The 16,597-nt window shown below is 62.5% G+C and carries 17 protein-coding genes; 8 read left to right on the forward strand and 9 right to left on the reverse strand.

Translation table 11 applies throughout. The features are described 5' to 3' along the window. Positions 1-9: 9 nt before the first annotated feature. Both ACVIIW_RS34325 and ACVIIW_RS34330 read right to left on the reverse strand, forming a co-directional pair. On the reverse strand, positions 10-2,751 hold the full coding sequence (locus tag ACVIIW_RS34325; RefSeq protein ID WP_456704756.1) for an EAL domain-containing protein: 2,742 nt from the start codon (positions 2,749-2,751) through the stop codon (positions 10-12). Positions 2,752-2,811: 60 nt separating this feature from the next. Then, positions 2,812-4,074, reverse strand: coding sequence for a FecR family protein (locus ACVIIW_RS34330; protein WP_456704757.1), 1,263 nt, complete (start codon positions 4,072-4,074; stop codon positions 2,812-2,814). Positions 4,075-4,204: 130 nt separating this feature from the next. Here ACVIIW_RS34330 and ACVIIW_RS34335 point away from each other — a divergent pair, with 130 nt between their 5' ends. Both ACVIIW_RS34335 and ACVIIW_RS34340 read left to right on the forward strand, forming a co-directional pair. After that, entirely contained in the window at positions 4,205-5,995 is a 1,791-nt protein-coding gene (locus ACVIIW_RS34335; RefSeq protein WP_456704758.1) for a ShlB/FhaC/HecB family hemolysin secretion/activation protein, read from the forward strand. A 138-nt stretch (positions 5,996-6,133) separates the two neighbouring features. Continuing rightward, entirely contained in the window at positions 6,134-6,964 is an 831-nt protein-coding gene (locus ACVIIW_RS34340; RefSeq protein WP_456704759.1) for an alpha/beta fold hydrolase, read from the forward strand. A 91-nt stretch (positions 6,965-7,055) separates the two neighbouring features. Here ACVIIW_RS34340 and ACVIIW_RS34345 read toward each other — a convergent pair whose 3' ends face one another. From ACVIIW_RS34345 to ACVIIW_RS34365, 5 genes are all read right to left on the reverse strand, one after another. Beyond that, entirely contained in the window at positions 7,056-7,397 is a 342-nt protein-coding gene (locus ACVIIW_RS34345) for a phasin (protein ID WP_092228872.1), read from the reverse strand. Positions 7,398-7,544: 147 nt separating this feature from the next. Continuing rightward, complete coding sequence (locus ACVIIW_RS34350) at positions 7,545-7,730, reverse strand: hypothetical protein (RefSeq protein ID WP_456704760.1); 186 nt, start codon at positions 7,728-7,730, stop codon at positions 7,545-7,547. A 297-nt stretch (positions 7,731-8,027) separates the two neighbouring features. Then, complete coding sequence (locus tag ACVIIW_RS34355) at positions 8,028-8,285, reverse strand: hypothetical protein (protein ID WP_456704761.1); 258 nt, start codon at positions 8,283-8,285, stop codon at positions 8,028-8,030. A 94-nt stretch (positions 8,286-8,379) separates the two neighbouring features. Next, entirely contained in the window at positions 8,380-8,943 is a 564-nt protein-coding gene (locus ACVIIW_RS34360; protein ID WP_456704762.1) for a hypothetical protein, read from the reverse strand. Between the two features lie 46 nt (positions 8,944-8,989). Then, positions 8,990-9,529: a GcrA family cell cycle regulator gene (locus ACVIIW_RS34365; protein WP_456704763.1), complete on the reverse strand. Its 540-nt coding sequence runs from the start codon at positions 9,527-9,529 to the stop codon at positions 8,990-8,992. 163 nt (positions 9,530-9,692) lie between these two features. Here ACVIIW_RS34365 and ACVIIW_RS34370 point away from each other — a divergent pair, with 163 nt between their 5' ends. Together ACVIIW_RS34370 and ACVIIW_RS34375 are read left to right on the forward strand one after the other, a co-directional pair. Next, complete coding sequence (locus ACVIIW_RS34370) at positions 9,693-10,301, forward strand: S24 family peptidase (RefSeq protein WP_456704764.1); 609 nt, start codon at positions 9,693-9,695, stop codon at positions 10,299-10,301. Between the two features lie 100 nt (positions 10,302-10,401). After that, entirely contained in the window at positions 10,402-10,677 is a 276-nt protein-coding gene (locus tag ACVIIW_RS34375) for a hypothetical protein (protein ID WP_456704765.1), read from the forward strand. A 39-nt stretch (positions 10,678-10,716) separates the two neighbouring features. Here ACVIIW_RS34375 and ACVIIW_RS34380 read toward each other — a convergent pair whose 3' ends face one another. After that, positions 10,717-11,691, reverse strand: coding sequence for a quinone oxidoreductase family protein (locus ACVIIW_RS34380; RefSeq protein ID WP_456704766.1), 975 nt, complete (start codon positions 11,689-11,691; stop codon positions 10,717-10,719). A gap of 227 nt (positions 11,692-11,918) precedes the next feature. Between ACVIIW_RS34380 and ACVIIW_RS34385 the strand changes: the two genes are divergently transcribed. From ACVIIW_RS34385 to ACVIIW_RS34400, 4 genes are all read left to right on the forward strand, one after another. Beyond that, positions 11,919-12,119 (forward strand): hypothetical protein, encoded by a 201-nt coding sequence (locus tag ACVIIW_RS34385; RefSeq protein ID WP_456704767.1) that lies wholly within the window; start codon positions 11,919-11,921, stop codon positions 12,117-12,119. Positions 12,120-12,266: 147 nt separating this feature from the next. After that, positions 12,267-13,214 carry an AAA family ATPase gene (locus ACVIIW_RS34390; RefSeq protein ID WP_456704768.1) on the forward strand — a complete coding sequence of 316 codons (948 nt, stop codon included), beginning with the start codon at positions 12,267-12,269 and terminating at the stop codon, positions 13,212-13,214. A gap of 5 nt (positions 13,215-13,219) precedes the next feature. Next, complete coding sequence (locus ACVIIW_RS34395; RefSeq protein ID WP_456704769.1) at positions 13,220-14,599, forward strand: vWA domain-containing protein; 1,380 nt, start codon at positions 13,220-13,222, stop codon at positions 14,597-14,599. A gap of 369 nt (positions 14,600-14,968) precedes the next feature. Further along, a complete protein-coding gene (locus ACVIIW_RS34400; RefSeq protein WP_456704770.1) occupies positions 14,969-15,190 on the forward strand; it encodes a hypothetical protein in 222 nt (73 codons plus the stop codon). Positions 15,191-15,198: 8 nt separating this feature from the next. Here the strand turns inward: ACVIIW_RS34400 and ACVIIW_RS34405 are convergent, their stop codons facing one another. Continuing rightward, positions 15,199-16,590, reverse strand: coding sequence for an NCS2 family permease (locus ACVIIW_RS34405; RefSeq protein ID WP_456704771.1), 1,392 nt, complete (start codon positions 16,588-16,590; stop codon positions 15,199-15,201). Between the last annotated feature and the right edge of the window lie 7 nt (positions 16,591-16,597).

Raw genomic sequence — 16,597 nt, forward strand, 5'->3', positions numbered from 1 at the left:
CGAGCCAGCTCAGGCCGCGCTGACAGCTTCAGGCTCAGCCGCCAGGAACTGCTTTCCGAACGCCTCGGCAGGCATCGGACGGCCGAAGAAATAGCCCTGCCCTTCCTCGCAGCCCATACTGACCAGGAAGTCGGCCGTCGCGCGATTCTCGATGCCTTCGGCAACCACCGTCAGGCCAAGCTGCTTGCTGAGACCGATGGTCGAGCCGACGATCGCAGCATCGTCGGAATCCGAAAGCAGGTCGAGCACGAAGGAGCGGTCGATCTTGAGGCCGTCGAGCGGAAACTTCTTCAGATAGCTCAGGCTTGCATAGCCCGTTCCGAAATCATCGAACAGAATGCGGACACCGAGCTGCTGGATACGCTTGAACATGTCGAGGACCCGATCCTCGTCGTGCAGCAGGATGTCCTCGGTGACTTCGATCTCGAGCAGCGACGGGCTGAGCCCCGTCGTTTTCAGCAACTGCGCAACCGAATGCGCGAGCTCGCCTGATTGGAGCTGCGAGGGCGAGAGATTGATGGCGACGCGGACAGCATTGCCCGACAATTCCCACGCGCGCGCCTGCCGGGCCGCGGTCTCCATCACCCAGTTCGCGATCCGCTCGGACAGTGCCGAGGTATTGACGACCGGCATGAACTCGCCGGGCGAGACGTAGCCACGCGCCGGATGCCGCCAGCGGATCAGCGCTTCGGCTCCGACCAGGCCGCCATCGACCAGGCGAACCTGGGGCTGGTAGAACAGCTCGAACTCGCCCCGGTCTGCGGCAAGCGCCAGTTCGCTCTCCAGCGTCAGCCGGCTTTCCAGCTCCTGCCTGATCGCGCTCTCGAAGATCACATGGCCGCCGCGTCGCGTCAGCTTGGCCTTGCTCAGCGCAAGATGGCCGTTGCTGAGGAGATCGTCCGCGCTTTGTCCGCCGTCGGGATAGACGGCGACACCCATGCTGATCCTAACCCGATGCTGGCGCGTACCCGTTGCGAGCGGAGCCTCGAACGCGCGCGCAATCCGCTCGGCCAACGAAGCAATCGGTTCACCGAGACCGGCGCAATCCAGCGCAATTGCAAACTCGTCGCCGCCGAGCCGGGCGACGAGTGCCTTGCTATCGGCTTGGGTCCGCAGGCGCTCAGCCACCGCGCGCAGCACGAGGTCGCCGGCCGCGTGTCCAAGCATGTCGTTGATCTGCTGAAAGCCATCGAGCCCGAGCACGAGCAACGCGACCTCCGAAGGCCCGTCCGCAGCAGCGATCAGACCGATGAGTCCCGCGTGCAACGTGTTGCGGTTGGCGAGCCCCGTCAGCGCGTCATATTCGGCCAGATATCTGACGCGCTCTGCCGCGCGCTTGCGCACGGAAATGTCCCGCATGATCGCGCCATACTGGAAGCCGTCCGTTCCCTGCCAGCCCGAGAGGCTCGCCTCGACGGGGAAAGTTTCGCCATTCTTGCGTCGGCCCTCGAACTCGACGACGACGGCCCCGCCGGGAACCAACAGGGCCTGGCGCGCTGCATCGCGCATGGCGAAAGTCTTGCCGCCGCCATCGGCCGCGATCGCGCAAAGCGTTTCAAACGGGCGCCCGATCATCTCGGTCGGCATATAGCCGAAGATCGCGCTCGCGCCGGGATTCCAGACCGTGATCCGATGATCTTCGTCGGTGCAGACCAGACCGTCGCCCAGCGACATCGCGATGCGGTGAAAGCGGCTTTCGGCGATGCGCCCCAGCAGGCTGCGGAAGTCGATCTCGTCCAGCGCGATCGCCGCCAGATAGGCGACGATCGCGATGTGGAACAGCGACGTATCAACGACAACCGGCCAGCGTTCCTGGACAAGGACGGCTGCGAGTTCGATGCCTGCTCCCGCTGCGACCAGGATCGCAACGCGAGCCCCCGGTGCGACACGGCGCCAAGTATACAACATGATGAGGCAGATCAGGCCGAGACTCAGAATTGTGCCGGCATCGGACGTCCAGCGCAGCATCCGGTTCTGAAGGACAGATTCCGCTGCCATCGCCTGCAGAACGGGTCCGGCGAGGATGCGGCCGTTCGGAACGCTGAAGCGGTCGCCCAGTTCGAGTGCCGTGGCACCAACGATGACCTTCTTGTCCTGCAGTTTGTCGAGCGCTGCGGCATCGCCGCGTAACACGTCGACATAGGAAACGACGGGAATCGAAGCCGCCCGGATGCTGAAGTCGATCAGAAAAGGCGGCCGTCGATTGGCGTCCTGTCCGGCCAAAACCACCGCCATCGACGGAATCTGCGCATCGCCGAGTTTCTCTCCGACGGGATAGCGGCGAACGAGCCCATCGGATTCAACCGCGACATTGACGACGGCCGGCCACGACTGGTTGCCGAACGGCTTCAGGGGACGATTGATGTGAGCCGCGCCACCATTTGGCGTCGGCTGCTTGAACGAGGGCAGGATCGTCGAGCCGCCCACCTCGCGAAGCGCGGTGAGGAAGGCTTCATCGGCAACCGGATCAGACGGTGTGCTGAAATCGATGTCGAAAGCCACCTCCTGCACTCCGGCGGCCTCAAGCCGGTGCAGGAGATCGGCGTGCAGACTGCGTGGCCAGGGCCATACGCCGATCTGATCGATCGAAGGGGCGTCGATAGCGACCACGACGACCTTGCCGGTCGCGGAACGCGACTGCCAGGCGAAACGGAGATCCGTGAGCACGTTGCGAAGCGGGCCATGCCACCCGGTGGACAGCACGACCGCCAGAGCGATCACGACAAGGATATGCGGCCGATAGCGTTTCACCCGATCCTCCCCACACACCCGCATCAACGGGCGCGCCCCCTCGTCTTCTAGGAAATCGCCTCAGTGGTGATGGCCGTTCCCGTTCCCATTCCCGTTGCCGTTACCACCACCATTCCCATTGCCGTTACCGTTGTTGCCTTTGCCGTTACCGGTGGCGCCGCCGTGACCTTTGCCTTGATCGCCCCTGTCATCACCGTCGGTTTTGCTGTTGTCATTCCTGGTGCCGGAATTGCCGTTGCCATCCGACGGTCCGGCGGCCGCGTCGCCGCTCGAACCGGCGCTGGTCGCAACATTGCTTGCTCCTGTACTTGACGACGTCGACGCAGCGCCGGCACTCGAGCCACTGCCGCTGACAGTGACCGCCGTGATCGCGGAACTGTTGGTGGCAGTGGTCGTCGTGCTCGACTTGCTACCGCTCCACACCGTGTCGGTGCTGGCGTTTGCATTTCGCACCTGTCCTGGTGCGATGGTGTTGTGGGCGAGCCCGTGCGTGACCTTGTGGAAGTTCAGCTTGACCTCACCGAGCGAGCCCGAGATGTGCACGGCGCCGATCTTGGGCGCGTGAGCGCTGGCTGTCTGATGCGAGTGCATCGGCGCGCCAGCCACCTTGGTGCTCTTGTCGGCCGTGCCGAGAGCGCGGATCGCACCACCATTCCCGGCGTTGCGCGGCGCCGACAGGCCTGACTTCGGCACTGGGACGCGTTCGATCGTCGAGGCACGCGGCTTGCCTTGCTCGATCGGATTGAGCGTGCCGGAGCCTCCCAGGCTGAGACCAGGCTTGCCGTGCTCGAAGGCGGTGGCGACCTGGCCCGGCATGACCTGGGCAATCTGCCCGGTCTTGAAATCGGAGACCTCGACCTGACCACGGAGCACGCCGACCTTGGTGCTGCCTGCGCCTACTGTAACGCTGAAATGCGTTCCCTTGACCACGGCGGCGAGATAGGGCGTCTCGACCTCGAAATGCTTGACGTTACGCTTCTCGACCTCGAGCAGGATCGACCCCGCCTGCTGGATGATAGTGGTCGAAAGACCCTCCTTCTTCTCGGCCGGCACCCCGACCACCGAGTTGGGCGAGATCAAAATCGTCTCCTCGCCGCGAACCAGCAGCACGCGCCCGTTCCGCCCGGTTCGGATGGTGTCGCCCGGCTTGAGCATTTCTTCCTGGTTTAACGAGACCTGTTGGGCGCCACTGGTGGAAAGCCAGACCTCCCCCGATGACTTGCTGACCGACCAGACGCCGTCATCCGCAGCGGATGCACCGGACGCGGCTCCCATGATCAACGCGGCGATTAGGGCACACCGCATTCCAACTCTACCCAGCATGATGATCCTCGGTCCGCATGACAGCCAGCCGCGAGGCGTATCCGAAATCATTCAACATAGACTTAGCCGGAAACGGTCAGCAGAGCGGTCGCATTAACGATTCATTGACCATAAAAAAATATGAAAAATCATGCAGCTAACGAAGTCTTACCGGCTCATCGGCACTCCTCCGTCAAACTACGGAGAACTGTTCGTTGCGCGCATTGAGAAGCGCCATCTCCTCACCACGCTGGTGCTGGCGGCATCGATCTTCGCGGGAGTTCCGCAGAGTTTCGCGCAGCAGGCGCATGCCCCGGGCTTCGATCCGCGGCAGCCGGAGAAATATTTTGAAAACCAAAGCGAGCGGGAATCCCTGAGCCGGCCCCCGCTGAAGCTCCCTTCGGCCGGCCAATCCAATGCCGCGGGGGACAGCAAGGCGCAATTTGTGCTGCGCGGAATCAATATCAGCGGCGCCCACGCCATCTCCCCCGATCGCATCGCCGCGGCCTACCAGCCTTATCTCGGCAAAAGCGTCTCGCAGGCCGACCTTGTCGCGATTGCCGGCGCGATCAGCGATCTCTACCGTGCCCAGGGCTTCCATCTGAGCCGAGCAATCGTGCCGGCGCAGGATATCGCAGACGGCCGTGTCCGGATCCAAATCATCGAAGGCGCCATTGTAGAGACCGAACTGAAAGGCGATGGCGCCGAGCAATTCGGTATCAGGCCGATGCTCGGGCCGATCCTGGCAGAGCAGCCGTCGCGCCTGGCAACACTCGAACGTCAGCTCTACCTCATCAACGGCTGGCCGGGAGTCCGGATCACCGATACCGCGCTGGAGGAGATCGGCGGCGCGACCGGCCGTTTCCGCCTCACCGTCTGTTTGAAGACCTGGCACGTCTTCACCTCGTTCGGGCTCGACAATCTCGGCTCATCGTCGGTTGGCCCGTGGCAGACCTATGCGACCGGCGCGTTCAACTCCTATCTAACGCCGGGGGACACCCTCGCGGTCAATCTGTCGACGGTCGCCAACGACCCGCGCGAGCTCGGCTTCTCGCGGCTGTCCTATGATGCTCCAGTCGGCGTCGACGGCGTACGGCTCGGCGGATCAGTGCTGTACAGCGCGGTCAGGCCCGGCGATGTGCGTCGGCTCGCCAGCGACATCACCACGACCGAAGCGTTCGAGCTGCGCGCCAGCGTCGTCCCGCTACAATCGCGATCTTCCACGTTGACCCTGACTGCGGCCACGACCTTCAGCAATGTATCGGAGCACGATCTGTACGGGCCCTGGTACAATGACCATATCAGGGCCGCGAGCCTCACCGCCGACTATCGGCTCCAGGACGGCCTCGGCGGCACCAACTTTGCGACGATGACCTTTCGCCAGGGCCTCGACGTCTTCGGTGCCTCGCATTTCGACGATGATCTGTTGTCGCGCGACGGCGCCTCCTCGAATTTCTCGGTGCTGAACTTCTGGTTCACTCGCTACCAGTCACTGACCGACACCTGGTCGCTCAAGCTGTCTGCAGCGAGCCAGACCGCGTCACGGCCACTGTTCACCTCGCAGCAATTCTATCTCGGCGGCGCAGCATTCGGCCGCGGTTATGGTGCGGCCGAGATCAGTGGCGACAACGGGCTTGCCGGCTCCTTCGAACTCCGCTTCGACCAGAACCTCAATTTCCGTTACTGGAGCGGCTACCAGCTCTACGCCTTCGGCGATGCCGGTGCGGTCTGGAACGACGGTTACCGGCTGAGCGACGGCCTCTCGCTGACATCGGCCGGTGCCGGCGTGCGGTTGTTTCTGTCGCACGATCTCCAGGCAGATTTTAGCGTGGCCGTGCCCTTGAGCTATCGGGCGCCGGACAATGAGCGCCGCAGCCCTCGCTTCCTGTTCACCTTGTCGAGCGCGTTCCGGCTGCGCCCTGAACGAAACGGCTGTCTCTAGCCCCGCGGGATCGCGACGCGGCCCTTTTGGGGCCACACTCGGAGACTTGCCTAAATTTAATCCTGTGAGGTGCTCACGATCGCTCGATCGGGCCGTTTCCAATAGCCATGTTCAGTCAAAAGTGATTGAGACGGAACCATGAAGAGGGTTTTTGGAATTCTGGCTTTTCTCTGCGTCCTTGCAGCCGGCGAATATGTCGTCGTCAGCAAGCTCGCGATCCGGCACGAGACGCTGTCGTTGTTCGACGCCTCGCGTCAGCGGCCGATCTCGGTGGATATCGCGGTGCGCCGCGACTATGAGACGAAGGCCAATCTCGGCCTCTGGAAACTTCCAGTAGCCATCATCAGCAATGGCAACACGGTCAAGGCGACCGAATATTCCTTCCTCGCCAATGTTCTGGCATCGCGTGGCTATCTCGTCGCCAGCATCCAGCAGGATCTGCCGAGCGACCCCCCCTTAATGACCCACGTCGGCCAGCCATATGTCGGCCGGCGCGAGGTCTATATGCGTTGCGAGGCCAACATCCTATTCGTGCTGAACACGCTGAAGGGGCGGCAACAAAACGCCGATTACGACCACATCACGCTGGTCGGTCATTCCAACGGCGGCGATGTCTCCATGTATGTCGCCCGGCAGCATCCCGAGCTCGTGTCGAAGGTCATTACGCTCGATAATCTCAGGGTGCCGTTCGTCCTCAACGACCACATGAAGATTCTGTCGTTCCGCTCCAAGGATCCGCACTTCGTGACCGATCCCGGTGTGCTGCCGACGCCCGAAGAGGCGAAGGCGCGTGGTATCGACATCATCCACACCGGTGCGCAACACACCGAGATGAGCGATCGTGGACCCGACTCGGTCAAGGAGAAGATTCAGGCGACACTTGACCGTTTCCTGCGCGACAGCGCCAGCAGCGCACTCGCTCCGGCCGATACGACCGCGCCGATGATCATGAATCCCGGCGACTACTGACCAAGAAGCTTTGCGCCCGAGCGAACGACACCCGAAAATGCAAATCCCTGCCGGTTGAACCGACAGGGATCAGCACGAGCGACACGCCAGATCAGGACTTGCCCTTGCCCGGCTGCATGAAGTTGCCGGTCATCTGGCGCATGTGATCGCCGGCATTGGTAAATTGGCTGCGCAGGAACTCGGACTGGATCCGCATCGCCTCCTGAAGGTCGGTTGCGTGAACCAGCTTGCGAGCATGCTCGAACGCTGCCTTCATGTTCTGCTCAGTAAAGGCGAGCGCCTGCTTGGAGACGTCTGCCCCCGCTCCCGGAACGGAGGTCATCGACTTGGTGGCGGCATCGAAAAACATCCCGAATGCCTTCTCAGCCTGGTCGATGGTTTTCTCGGCCAGGTCGCGCAGTTCAGCGGGAACTTCGAGCTTCGGTTCGATCATGGTCGCACTCCTCCCTCTTTTTCCTGACTGATTATCACATTTGTGGCACCGCATTCCAGCGGTCAGTCGCGCGCCAGGGCTGCAGCTTGGCGGTCTACCCGGTCCGGAAGATGGACAAAGCGGAACGTCGGGGCGCTTTCGGTCCTGCTAGGACACGGGATGTTCGGGGAGCGTTTCGTCAGTGACGAGGTCTTCGACAAGCCTGATCACCTCGAAACGCTGGCGGGGAGCGAGCTTGAGAAAGGCGCGCAGCAGGCGGAGACTCTCGACCGTACCGGTCGCGGGGGCGCCGAGCTTGAGATGCAGTTCAGCCGCGAAATTGAGGTTTTTCATCTCGCACCTATGACAGGATCGGCCCTTCGGGTTGTACATCAGCAGCCCTAAAGGACCAAATGCCGTCACCGAACGCCATTGCGACGACCGACTCTCGGTAGGGCCATCTCAGCAGACCATCACGCCGAGCTGCAGATTTCGACAGACTCGGCTCGACCCGAGAAGTTGCAATCATGACAAGAAACAACCCATCGTGCAAGCCACTTAGCGATGCTTCGCCGACACCGCGCCACGGCAATTCCGAATGACAGGCATAGGGCGTCGTCGTCACCCACCTGCGTCAAGAAGCAGCATCAGTCACCACATGGCCCCGATCGCTGTCAATTCGACCAACGTTTCGGGTTGCTTCCGGCATGCTCGGAAACTGGCAAACACAGGGGCTGGACCTTCTTCAGCGTGCTCATCGCACGCGTCCTGAAAAACCATGTCGGGAGCGTAGTCGGTCACCTTGTATTGCGGCTTCACGCAGGCAAATGGACCGGACCGGAGATTTCGCTGTCGCGACAAGCCGATGATGATCTCATCATTAACGGTGACGATCTTGCCCGGATTCATTTTGGTCTCCTGCGCCCATGCGCCCTGTGCCGAGAGTGTCGGAAGCGGAGCCGCGAGGCCAAGTGCCGGCGGCGAAAGCCGCCGGCACTTTCGCTCAACCGCGCCGGGCTGTTGTGTCGGTCGCGAAGCCGTAGACGAGCGCCAGCCGATCGAGGCATTCGCGAAATCGCCGGGCGAAATAGTCGTTCCAGCGCTGGGTGCGGACAGCGCGCCGCTGCCCGATCTGGTCCATGGTCAGGCCGTGCACCAGCACGTCGTGCACCAGAGCCGCACCGTCGGTGCCGAGCTCGTGCTCGATCCGATTCAGCCGCAGCACAGCCTGGCGCTGGCTGTCGCTCATGGGCTCGCGGAGGCGTGCGCCGTCGACATATTCGCGGGTCGGATCCATGGCCTGTGGGCCTCGCTCCGCCCTCTCCCAGTCGTTCTGATAGGCCCGACCACCCCGATATTGCGCCTCGTCGATCTGGTGGTGCGAGTGCAGCCGGCCGAGCGGATCGTTCCTGATCGACCGCATCACCAGGATCTTCTCGTCCCTATCCAGTGCCAGTGGATTATCGACCTCGATCTCCACGACCTCGGCGTTGAACGGCAGATCGCGCGACCGCCGGTCGTGAAGTCCGGTCAACTTGTAGGACATATTGCGTCTGGCACGTGTCACTCGGAAGCTCCTTTCGAATTGACATGAGACGGGACGGCGGTGCCGGTCAGGCGGCGGAAACCAGCCTCAGTACGACGGCACCGGCCGTACAGCCGGACGTTGCTCCAGGACCGCGAGTCAGGTGAGCATGCGGCGCGCAGTAGCCCGAACCAGGCTGACGCGGATGGCCGCAGAAACGGATCTCCTCTCCCTCCCTGTCACCCCCATAGGGATAGCGGCAGTCGCCTTGCTCGAGCTCGACCAGCGCGATCAGGCGCGGCCGGATACCAACACAGCGCAATTTGACCGGATTGACCGGCTTCAATGCCGACGGCGGCGGCAGGTTCAGGCTGGCCGACGCGGCACGATACGGCGCGACGTGGGAGGGCTCGCCCGACAAGGACGGCACGATCGACGGACTCATCACCCGTTCGGGCGCTGCGAGCCCGAGCCCCAGCCGCCTGGCCCGGCCGGCCACCGCATTGCGCGTGTAAACCGTTCCAAACCTTGCGTTAATCTTCCTTCCGATCTCCGCATACGACCACCCTTTGAAAAAATAGTCTCGAAGCGCGTCGGAATGCTCCGACGGCCAATAGCCCGGTTCCATGCTGCTGTCCTGTGATGCGCCCCGACCGTTCGATCCGGCGGCGGACACATACATTCCGTTATTCCGAATACGAAGTCAAGCCGGAATTCTGATATTCATAATTGCATCAATTCCGAATTTCGGATTACAAGAGCCACGTGCCATGGCAATCGAGGGAAACATCATGTTGGACGCTGCAATGATCGAGCGGGGCCTGGAAAAGACGGGCAAGAGCAAGGGCGGGCTGGCCGCGGCGATGGGCGTGCGTCCCGGAGCAGTGTCGGAAATCCTTGGTGGCGAACGCCTGGTGAAGGCCTCGGAAATCATTCCGATCATGGAATATCTGGAGCTCAACCTCGCGCCGATCATGGGCCGCGTCGGCGCCGGCGCCGTCATCGAGCCTGACGTCGAGCAGGTTCCGCCGGAGGGGCTCGGCGACGTCACGCTGCCCTTCCCGATCATGGAAGAAACCGTCGCATTCGAGATCGTCGGCGATTCGATGCTGCCCAAATATGAAAGCGGCGACGTGATCGTGGTCTACAAGGACCAGCGTCATCCGCTGTCCAGCTTCTACGGCGAAGAGGCCGTGGTCCGGCTCAAGACCGGCGAGCGCTATCTCAAGACCATCGAGCGGGGCAAATCACCTTCCGTCGTCAACCTCACCAGCTTCAACGCCAGGCCGATCGTCGGCGTCAAGCTCGACTGGGTCGGAGAGATCTGCCTCTCGATGCCGAAGGGCCAACTCGAGCGGCTGCGCGCCAAGTCCGCCCGCCCGCGCAAGAAAGGCCGGTAAGGCGCGATTTCCGATTTTTGGAAATCCACCTTGACTTAATTCTTGTTTTCGGAAATACTCCTGCCGCGCACCGATCATCGGGGCGCGGCAGGATCGTTTGATGCAGTATTTCGTCGTGATGATCGATTACGGGCGCCGCGGTCGCGAGGCGATTGTCGACCCTGAAATCACCAGGCGCGAAGTCATCTCCCGAGTCAGCTCCGGCGAATACCAGAACATCTCGTTCGTCCACGAAATCGCGGGGGATTCCGTCGAGGACGTGACCGAAGCCATTCTGGCTGAGGCCGCCGTCCCCGAAATTCCGCCTGAGGATATCGATCTCCAGGCGAACCGTCTCGATCACGTCCGCGACCTGCACAGGCACGACAAAATATGACGCGCGCCCAGGCCACCTGCGCCACTGCTCCACCCGAAATCACACCGTGAGAACGGTCGATCCCGTGGTCTTGCGCGCGGCGAGATCGGCATGCGCCTTGGCGGCGTCCTTCAGCGGATAGGTCTGGTGCACCTCGATCTTGACCGCGCCGGATTTCACGACATCGAACAGCTCGTTCGCCATCGCGACCAGGTTCTCGCGCTTGGCGGCGTAGGTGAACAGCGTCGGTCGGGTGACGTAAAGCGAACCCTTCTGCGCGAGCAGGCCGAGATTGAGCGGCTCGACCGCACCGGAAGACGCACCGAACAGCGCGGCGACGCCGAACGGCGCGAGGCAGTCCAGCGACCTCAGGAACGTGTCCTTGCCGACGGAATCATACACCACCGGCACCTTCTTGCCGCCAGTGATCTCGTCGACGCGCTTCACGAAATCCTCGCGCGAATAAATGATGACGTGATCGCAACCATGCGCCTTGGCGAGCTTGGCCTTCTCATCGCTGCTGACGGTACCGATCACGGTTGCGCCGAGATGCTTGGCCCATTGGCTCAGGATCAGGCCAACGCCGCCCGCCGCGGCATGCAGCAGAATGGTGTCGCCAGCCTTCACACGATAGGTCTGCCGGATCAGGTACTGCGTGGTCAGCCCCTTCAGCATCATTGCAGCCGCGGTCTTGTCGTCGACCCCGTCAGGCAGCTTCAGAAGCCGATCGGCAGGGATCAGCCGCGCCTCGGAATAGGCGCCAAGCGGCGAAGCGCCGTATGCGACACGGTCACCCGGCTTCAGATCAGTGACGCCTGGCCCGACTTCTTCGACAACGCCCGCGGCCTCGCTGCCGAGCCCACTCGGCAATTGGGCCGGATACACGCCCGAGCGGTTGTAGATGTCGACGAAGTTGAGGCCAACAGCGGTATGGCGAATGCGCGCCTCGCCTGGTCCCGGCTTGCCGACATTGACCTCCTCCCAAACCAGAACGTCCGGACCGCCGGTTTTGTGAAAGCGAATGGCATGGGTCATGGGCGTGCTCCCTTATCGTTGTGATGTGATGGTCCGAAAACCGGATCGGCCGGTGAAATAGGCATTTCGTCCGCCCCGTTACAGTATAGAAGACGTAACAAGAATGTCACAGCTACCGACAAACCCGCGCCGTTCCGCCTCTGTTCGGAAGAGTTGATGACGGTCCTGCGGCGACCGGCAGTACCCTTTGCGCGGGGATTGGTGGTCGCCTGCGAAGGAGAGCCGAGATGCCAGCTTATGTACAGCATCGTCAGGATATCGAAATCGCGCCTGTGATTTGTCCGACGTGCATCGGGTTCCTGCCGATGCATGTGCGTGGGGTCGAACCGCACTGGAGCCTGGCCAAGATCGACTTCGTCTATGAATGCGCCGATTGCGGCGCCGAGGTCAGGCAGACCATTCGCAAGCCGGGGCAGCTGCGACACTGATCGCGGCGTCAGCCGCTCATCAAGTATTTGCGCTGAACGGAATAAGCGGCCATCAGCGCGGATCAGGCCCGTCCCGGACGAGGCTTGTTCTTTGCCGGGAACGCAGGCAGAACAAGCTTCAAGCAAGACCTTTGGGAGCGCCCTTTCGTGGCTGAACAGAAGGCCTCGACCGCGATCGAGGCAGTGGAGAGCGGCCTCGCCGCGCAGGGCTATATCGCGAGCCGGCAGATCGCGACCGCCGTCTATTTGTCGCAACAGATCGAGAAGCCGATCCTTGTCGAGGGCCCTGCGGGCGTCGGCAAGACCGAGCTTGCCAAGGCGATCGCGGCCTGGCGCGGCAAGAAGATGATCCGCCTGCAATGCTACGAAGGCCTCGACGAGGCCAAGGCGCTCTACGAGTGGAAATACGCCAAACAGCTGCTCTACACCCAGATCCTCAAGGACAAGCTCGGCGAAGTCCTCGGCGGCGCGCAAACGCTGCACGCTGCCCTCGACCAGCTCCATGATTTCGGCGACGTGTTCTTCTCCAAGGAATTCGTCGAGCCGCGGCCGCTGCTGCAGGCGCTGGAGCAGCCGGGCGGCTGCGTGCTGCTGATCGACGAGATCGACAAGTCGGATGCCGAATTCGAGTCGCTGCTGCTGGAAATCCTCTCGGACTTCCAGGTCACGATCCCGGAGCTCGGCACGGTCTCGGCGATCACGCCACCGACCGTGATCCTCACCTCCAACAGCGAGCGCGATCTCGGCGACGCCCTGAAGCGACGCTGCCTGCACCTGCATATCGGCTTCCCCGAGCAGCGGCTCGAAGAGCGCATCGTTGAAAGCCGCGTCCCCGGCATCTCCCGGACGCTGCGCCGGCAGATGGTGGGCTTCATCCACGAGATCCGCTCGCTCGACCTGAAGAAGCTGCCCTCGGTCAGCGAGACGATCGACTGGGCGCGCGTGCTGGTGCTGCTTCAGGCGTCCGACCTTGATACCGAGATCGTCAAGGACACGCTCAACGTGCTCCTGAAGTACGAGGCCGACATCGAGGCTGCGTCGCCGCAGATTACGACCTTCATTGCCAAGGCGGCACGGTCCAACGTCTTCGGTTGACGCCGATGCGCGAAAATCTTCATCGTTTCTTTCGGGCGGCGCGGGGCGCCGGCGTCCATGTCTCGCCCGCGGAAAGCATCGATGCGATGCGCGCAGTGGCGCAGGTCGGCCTCACGGACCGCACCATTTTGCGCGACGCGCTGCTTCTGACGCTCGCCAAGTCGCAGGACGAGAAGCTCGCGCTCGGCGACTGTTTCGATCTGTTCTTCAGTCAACCCGAGCCGCCTCAGGATCAAGCCGGAGCCAACGACGATGACGAAGCCTCACAGGACTCCGATCAATCGTCCTCATCGAGTTCGACCGGCGAAGCGGCCGAAGGTCAGCCTCCCGAAGAATTAGGTCCTCTCGCACGGATGCTGCTGTCGCAGGATCGCAATGCGATCTCTGCCGCGATCGCCAGCGCGTCCGGTGCAGCCTCACTCTCCGACATCCGTTACTCCACCCAACGCGGCATCTTCTCCAGCCGCATCCTCGACGCGATGGGCCTTCAGCGCCTGCGCGACGATCTCGACGAGTTGACCGCAAGCAACCCGGCACTCGCCGAGCGCTTGCGCGCGGCACTGGACGCCCTGCGCGAGGCCGTCCGCGACACCGTCTCGCAAGGGCTTGCGCTCTATGCTCGCGAAGAGGCCGAAAACCTCCGCAACGAGATCCTGCGCAATGCGCCTCTGGCCCGCATCGAGCGGCGCCAGGTCGCGGAAATGCGGGCTCTCATCCGCCAGATCGCGCGTCGCCTGCGCGAGCGCTATTCGAAACCGCGCAAGCGCCAACGCCGTGGACATCTCGACGTCCGCCGCACACTTCGCCGCAACGCTGCCTGGGGCGGTGTCCCCTTTCTCACCGCATGGAAGCGCAAGCACCGCGAGCGGCCGAAGATCGTGGCGCTGTGCGACGTCTCCGGCTCGGTTGCGCAGGTCTCGGACTTCTTCCTGCTCCTGATCCACTCGCTGCACGAGGTGGTGGACGACGTCCGTTCCTTCGCATTCTCCTCGCACCTGATCGAGGTCAGCGACATCCTGCAGAAGAAGTCGCCGGAAGAAGCGATGGCCGAGATCATGTCCAAAGTCGGCTTCGGGTCGTCCGATTACGGCTCGTCACTGGTCGATTTCGAGAAGGACTTCATGAGCACGCTGACGCCGCAGACCACGGTGATCGTGCTCGGCGATGCCCGCAGCAACAATCTCGATCCGCGCGCCGACATCTTGCGCCGCGTCTCCGAACGCTCGAAGCGGCTGGTCTGGCTCAATCCCGAAGGACGGCTTGCCTGGGGCTTTGGCGATTCCGAGATGACGCGTTACGCGACATTTTGCAGCGTGGTGCGGCAATGCGCCACTGCTCAGCAGCTGGAGCGAGCCGTCTCCGACATCGTTGCGATTTACCGGTAGGCCTGTCCGCGGACGTCAGAAGTTCCGCGGGTCCGGCGTTGCAGTCGCGAAGTGATGGGAAATTCATCGAGCGCGCTGTTTCGATTCCTCGGCTTCTGAGCATATCGCGTCGCAGAATGAGGCAGTAACGCTTCCCCTGCACCTGCAGCTGTCGCAACGCAACATCAAATAGAAATCATCAATTCGTGATCAGTGAGCGGGATGATCTTTGCGCCCAAACGATCTTAACCATTGTGACGCAACGACGAGCGGCAATTCGTGAAGAGAGTTTCCAAGCAGCGCATCGAATTCCCGACTCATTGTCGTCGCATGGTCTTCATGCAGCGCCGCTAACAGGGGCGCGCGAACGGTACTGTCGATCGAGGCAACATGAACACCGATTTCGATTTCGACCTTTCACCGGACCAGTGGGAAGCCCTGAAGACGCTTCGCAGCCCGGTGCCGAACGGTCGCCTCTCGAAGGGTCATCTGCTCGAAGGTCTCGTCAGGCTCGGCCTTGTTATGTTCAGCGACGGCGGACCTGCGATAACCGACACCGGCCGGAAGGTTCTGGTGCGCGGATCGTGCAGATTGCTGGATCTGGCAGCGTAGCGCGCGCGTCAGAAAATCTGGGCTGTCACGATCGCGTAAGCGATGAACACGACGCCCAGTCCCCACACCATCGCTGGGATCTTTGACCGCCGGCCGACCGTGACTTCCAGGGCAATGTAGCTGAGAGTGCCCAACGCCATTCCGTTGATGAGGTTGTTGGTCAGCACGGTGACCAGCAGCGTCAGCACGATCGGAATCGCGTTGCCGAGATCGCTCATGTCGATGCGAGCGAGACCCTGCATCATCAGCACGCCAACGAGCACCAGCGCAGGCGCGGTCGCTTGCGCCGGGATAATGACGAAGATCGGCCAGAAGAACAGCGCGAGGAAGAAGAACCCCGCAACGGTCAGCGACGTCAAGCCGGTGCGGCCGCCGGCCTGCACGCCGGTGATCGACTCGATATAGGCCGTCACCACCGACGTGCCGAACAACGGACCGACGATAGATGCCGTCGCATCGGTCGCAAACGCAGCGGTGGCATTCGGGATCGAGCCGTCGGGCTTGCGCAAATTGGCAGCGCCGGTGACGCCGATCAGCGTGCCCAGCGTCGAAAAGAATTCGGCACACAGGAAATAGAACAGCAGCGGCAGCGCCACGACGAAATGGCTGAAAAGATAGCCGACGTCGAGCGCCATGAAAGTGCTGGCCGGCCAGCGTGGCCAGGACAGCAAGGCCGATGGCATCGACGTCACCATCTTGCCGTTGGCGCCCGGAACGAAGAAGCCGATCACGGTCAGCAACACGATCGACAGGATCAGCGCCGCCGGCACCCGGCGAACCACCAGCACCGGCGTGAGCAGGAGGCCGAACAGCGTCAGCAGCACCGGCGGACTGCGCAGCGACCCCATCGCAATATAGGTCGACGGGTTCTGAACGACGAATCCGGCCCCGCGCAGCGCAATGAAGACGATGAGAGTCCCGACCGCCGCCTGGATGCCGATCTTCAGCGCTTCCGGCACATCCTTCGCGACCTTCTCGCGCAGCTTCGACAGGCTGAGGATCAGGAACAGCACGCCGGTGAAGGCAACCATGGCGAGCGCGCCCTGCCAGGGCATGCCCATCTGCTTGACGATGACATAGGTAAAGATGACGTTCGAACCCATCGCGGGCGCAACCGCGAGCGGCAGATTGGCCCACAGCCCCATCATCACCGAGCCGAAGATCGCAGCCAGCGCCGTGGCGCTGACGAGATCGGCACGATCCATCCCGGCATTGGACATGATCGCGGGATTCACGGCGATGATATAGGCCATCGCCGCGAAGGTCGTTGCTCCGGCCATCACCTCGCGGCCGATGCTCGTGCCGCGCTCGGCGAGACGAAAGGCCCGATCGAGCAGCCCTGCAACGGGGACCGGCGCCGGCTCTGCGGAAGCGGGCTCCGCCTTCGTCATCTCGTTCATCCCAGTC

This window comes from Bradyrhizobium sp. USDA 4449, from assembly GCF_054056275.1.

What these genes read in the sequence shown, in the direction of transcription:
- ACVIIW_RS34345 (WP_092228872.1), bottom strand. Translation starts at nt 7,397, where the DNA reads ATGATCGAACCGAAGCTCGAAGTTCCCGCTGAACTGCGCGACCTGGCC.
- ACVIIW_RS34355 (WP_456704761.1), bottom strand. Translation starts at nt 8,285, where the DNA reads ATGAATCCGGGCAAGATCGTCACCGTTAATGATGAGATCATCATCGGC.
- ACVIIW_RS34375 (WP_456704765.1), top strand. Translation starts at nt 10,402, where the DNA reads ATGCAGTATTTCGTCGTGATGATCGATTACGGGCGCCGCGGTCGCGAG.
- ACVIIW_RS34395 (WP_456704769.1), top strand. Translation starts at nt 13,220, where the DNA reads ATGCGCGAAAATCTTCATCGTTTCTTTCGGGCGGCGCGGGGCGCCGGC.
- ACVIIW_RS34400 (WP_456704770.1), top strand. Translation starts at nt 14,969, where the DNA reads ATGAACACCGATTTCGATTTCGACCTTTCACCGGACCAGTGGGAAGCC.
- ACVIIW_RS34370 (WP_456704764.1), top strand. Translation starts at nt 9,693, where the DNA reads ATGTTGGACGCTGCAATGATCGAGCGGGGCCTGGAAAAGACGGGCAAG.
- ACVIIW_RS34330 (WP_456704757.1), bottom strand. Translation starts at nt 4,074, where the DNA reads ATGCTGGGTAGAGTTGGAATGCGGTGTGCCCTAATCGCCGCGTTGATC.
- ACVIIW_RS34340 (WP_456704759.1), top strand. Translation starts at nt 6,134, where the DNA reads ATGAAGAGGGTTTTTGGAATTCTGGCTTTTCTCTGCGTCCTTGCAGCC.
- ACVIIW_RS34405 (WP_456704771.1), bottom strand. Translation starts at nt 16,590, where the DNA reads ATGAACGAGATGACGAAGGCGGAGCCCGCTTCCGCAGAGCCGGCGCCG.
- ACVIIW_RS34350 (WP_456704760.1), bottom strand. Translation starts at nt 7,730, where the DNA reads ATGAAAAACCTCAATTTCGCGGCTGAACTGCATCTCAAGCTCGGCGCC.
- ACVIIW_RS34335 (WP_456704758.1), top strand. Translation starts at nt 4,205, where the DNA reads ATGCAGCTAACGAAGTCTTACCGGCTCATCGGCACTCCTCCGTCAAAC.
- ACVIIW_RS34380 (WP_456704766.1), bottom strand. Translation starts at nt 11,691, where the DNA reads ATGACCCATGCCATTCGCTTTCACAAAACCGGCGGTCCGGACGTTCTG.
- ACVIIW_RS34365 (WP_456704763.1), bottom strand. Translation starts at nt 9,529, where the DNA reads ATGGAACCGGGCTATTGGCCGTCGGAGCATTCCGACGCGCTTCGAGAC.
- ACVIIW_RS34385 (WP_456704767.1), top strand. Translation starts at nt 11,919, where the DNA reads ATGCCAGCTTATGTACAGCATCGTCAGGATATCGAAATCGCGCCTGTG.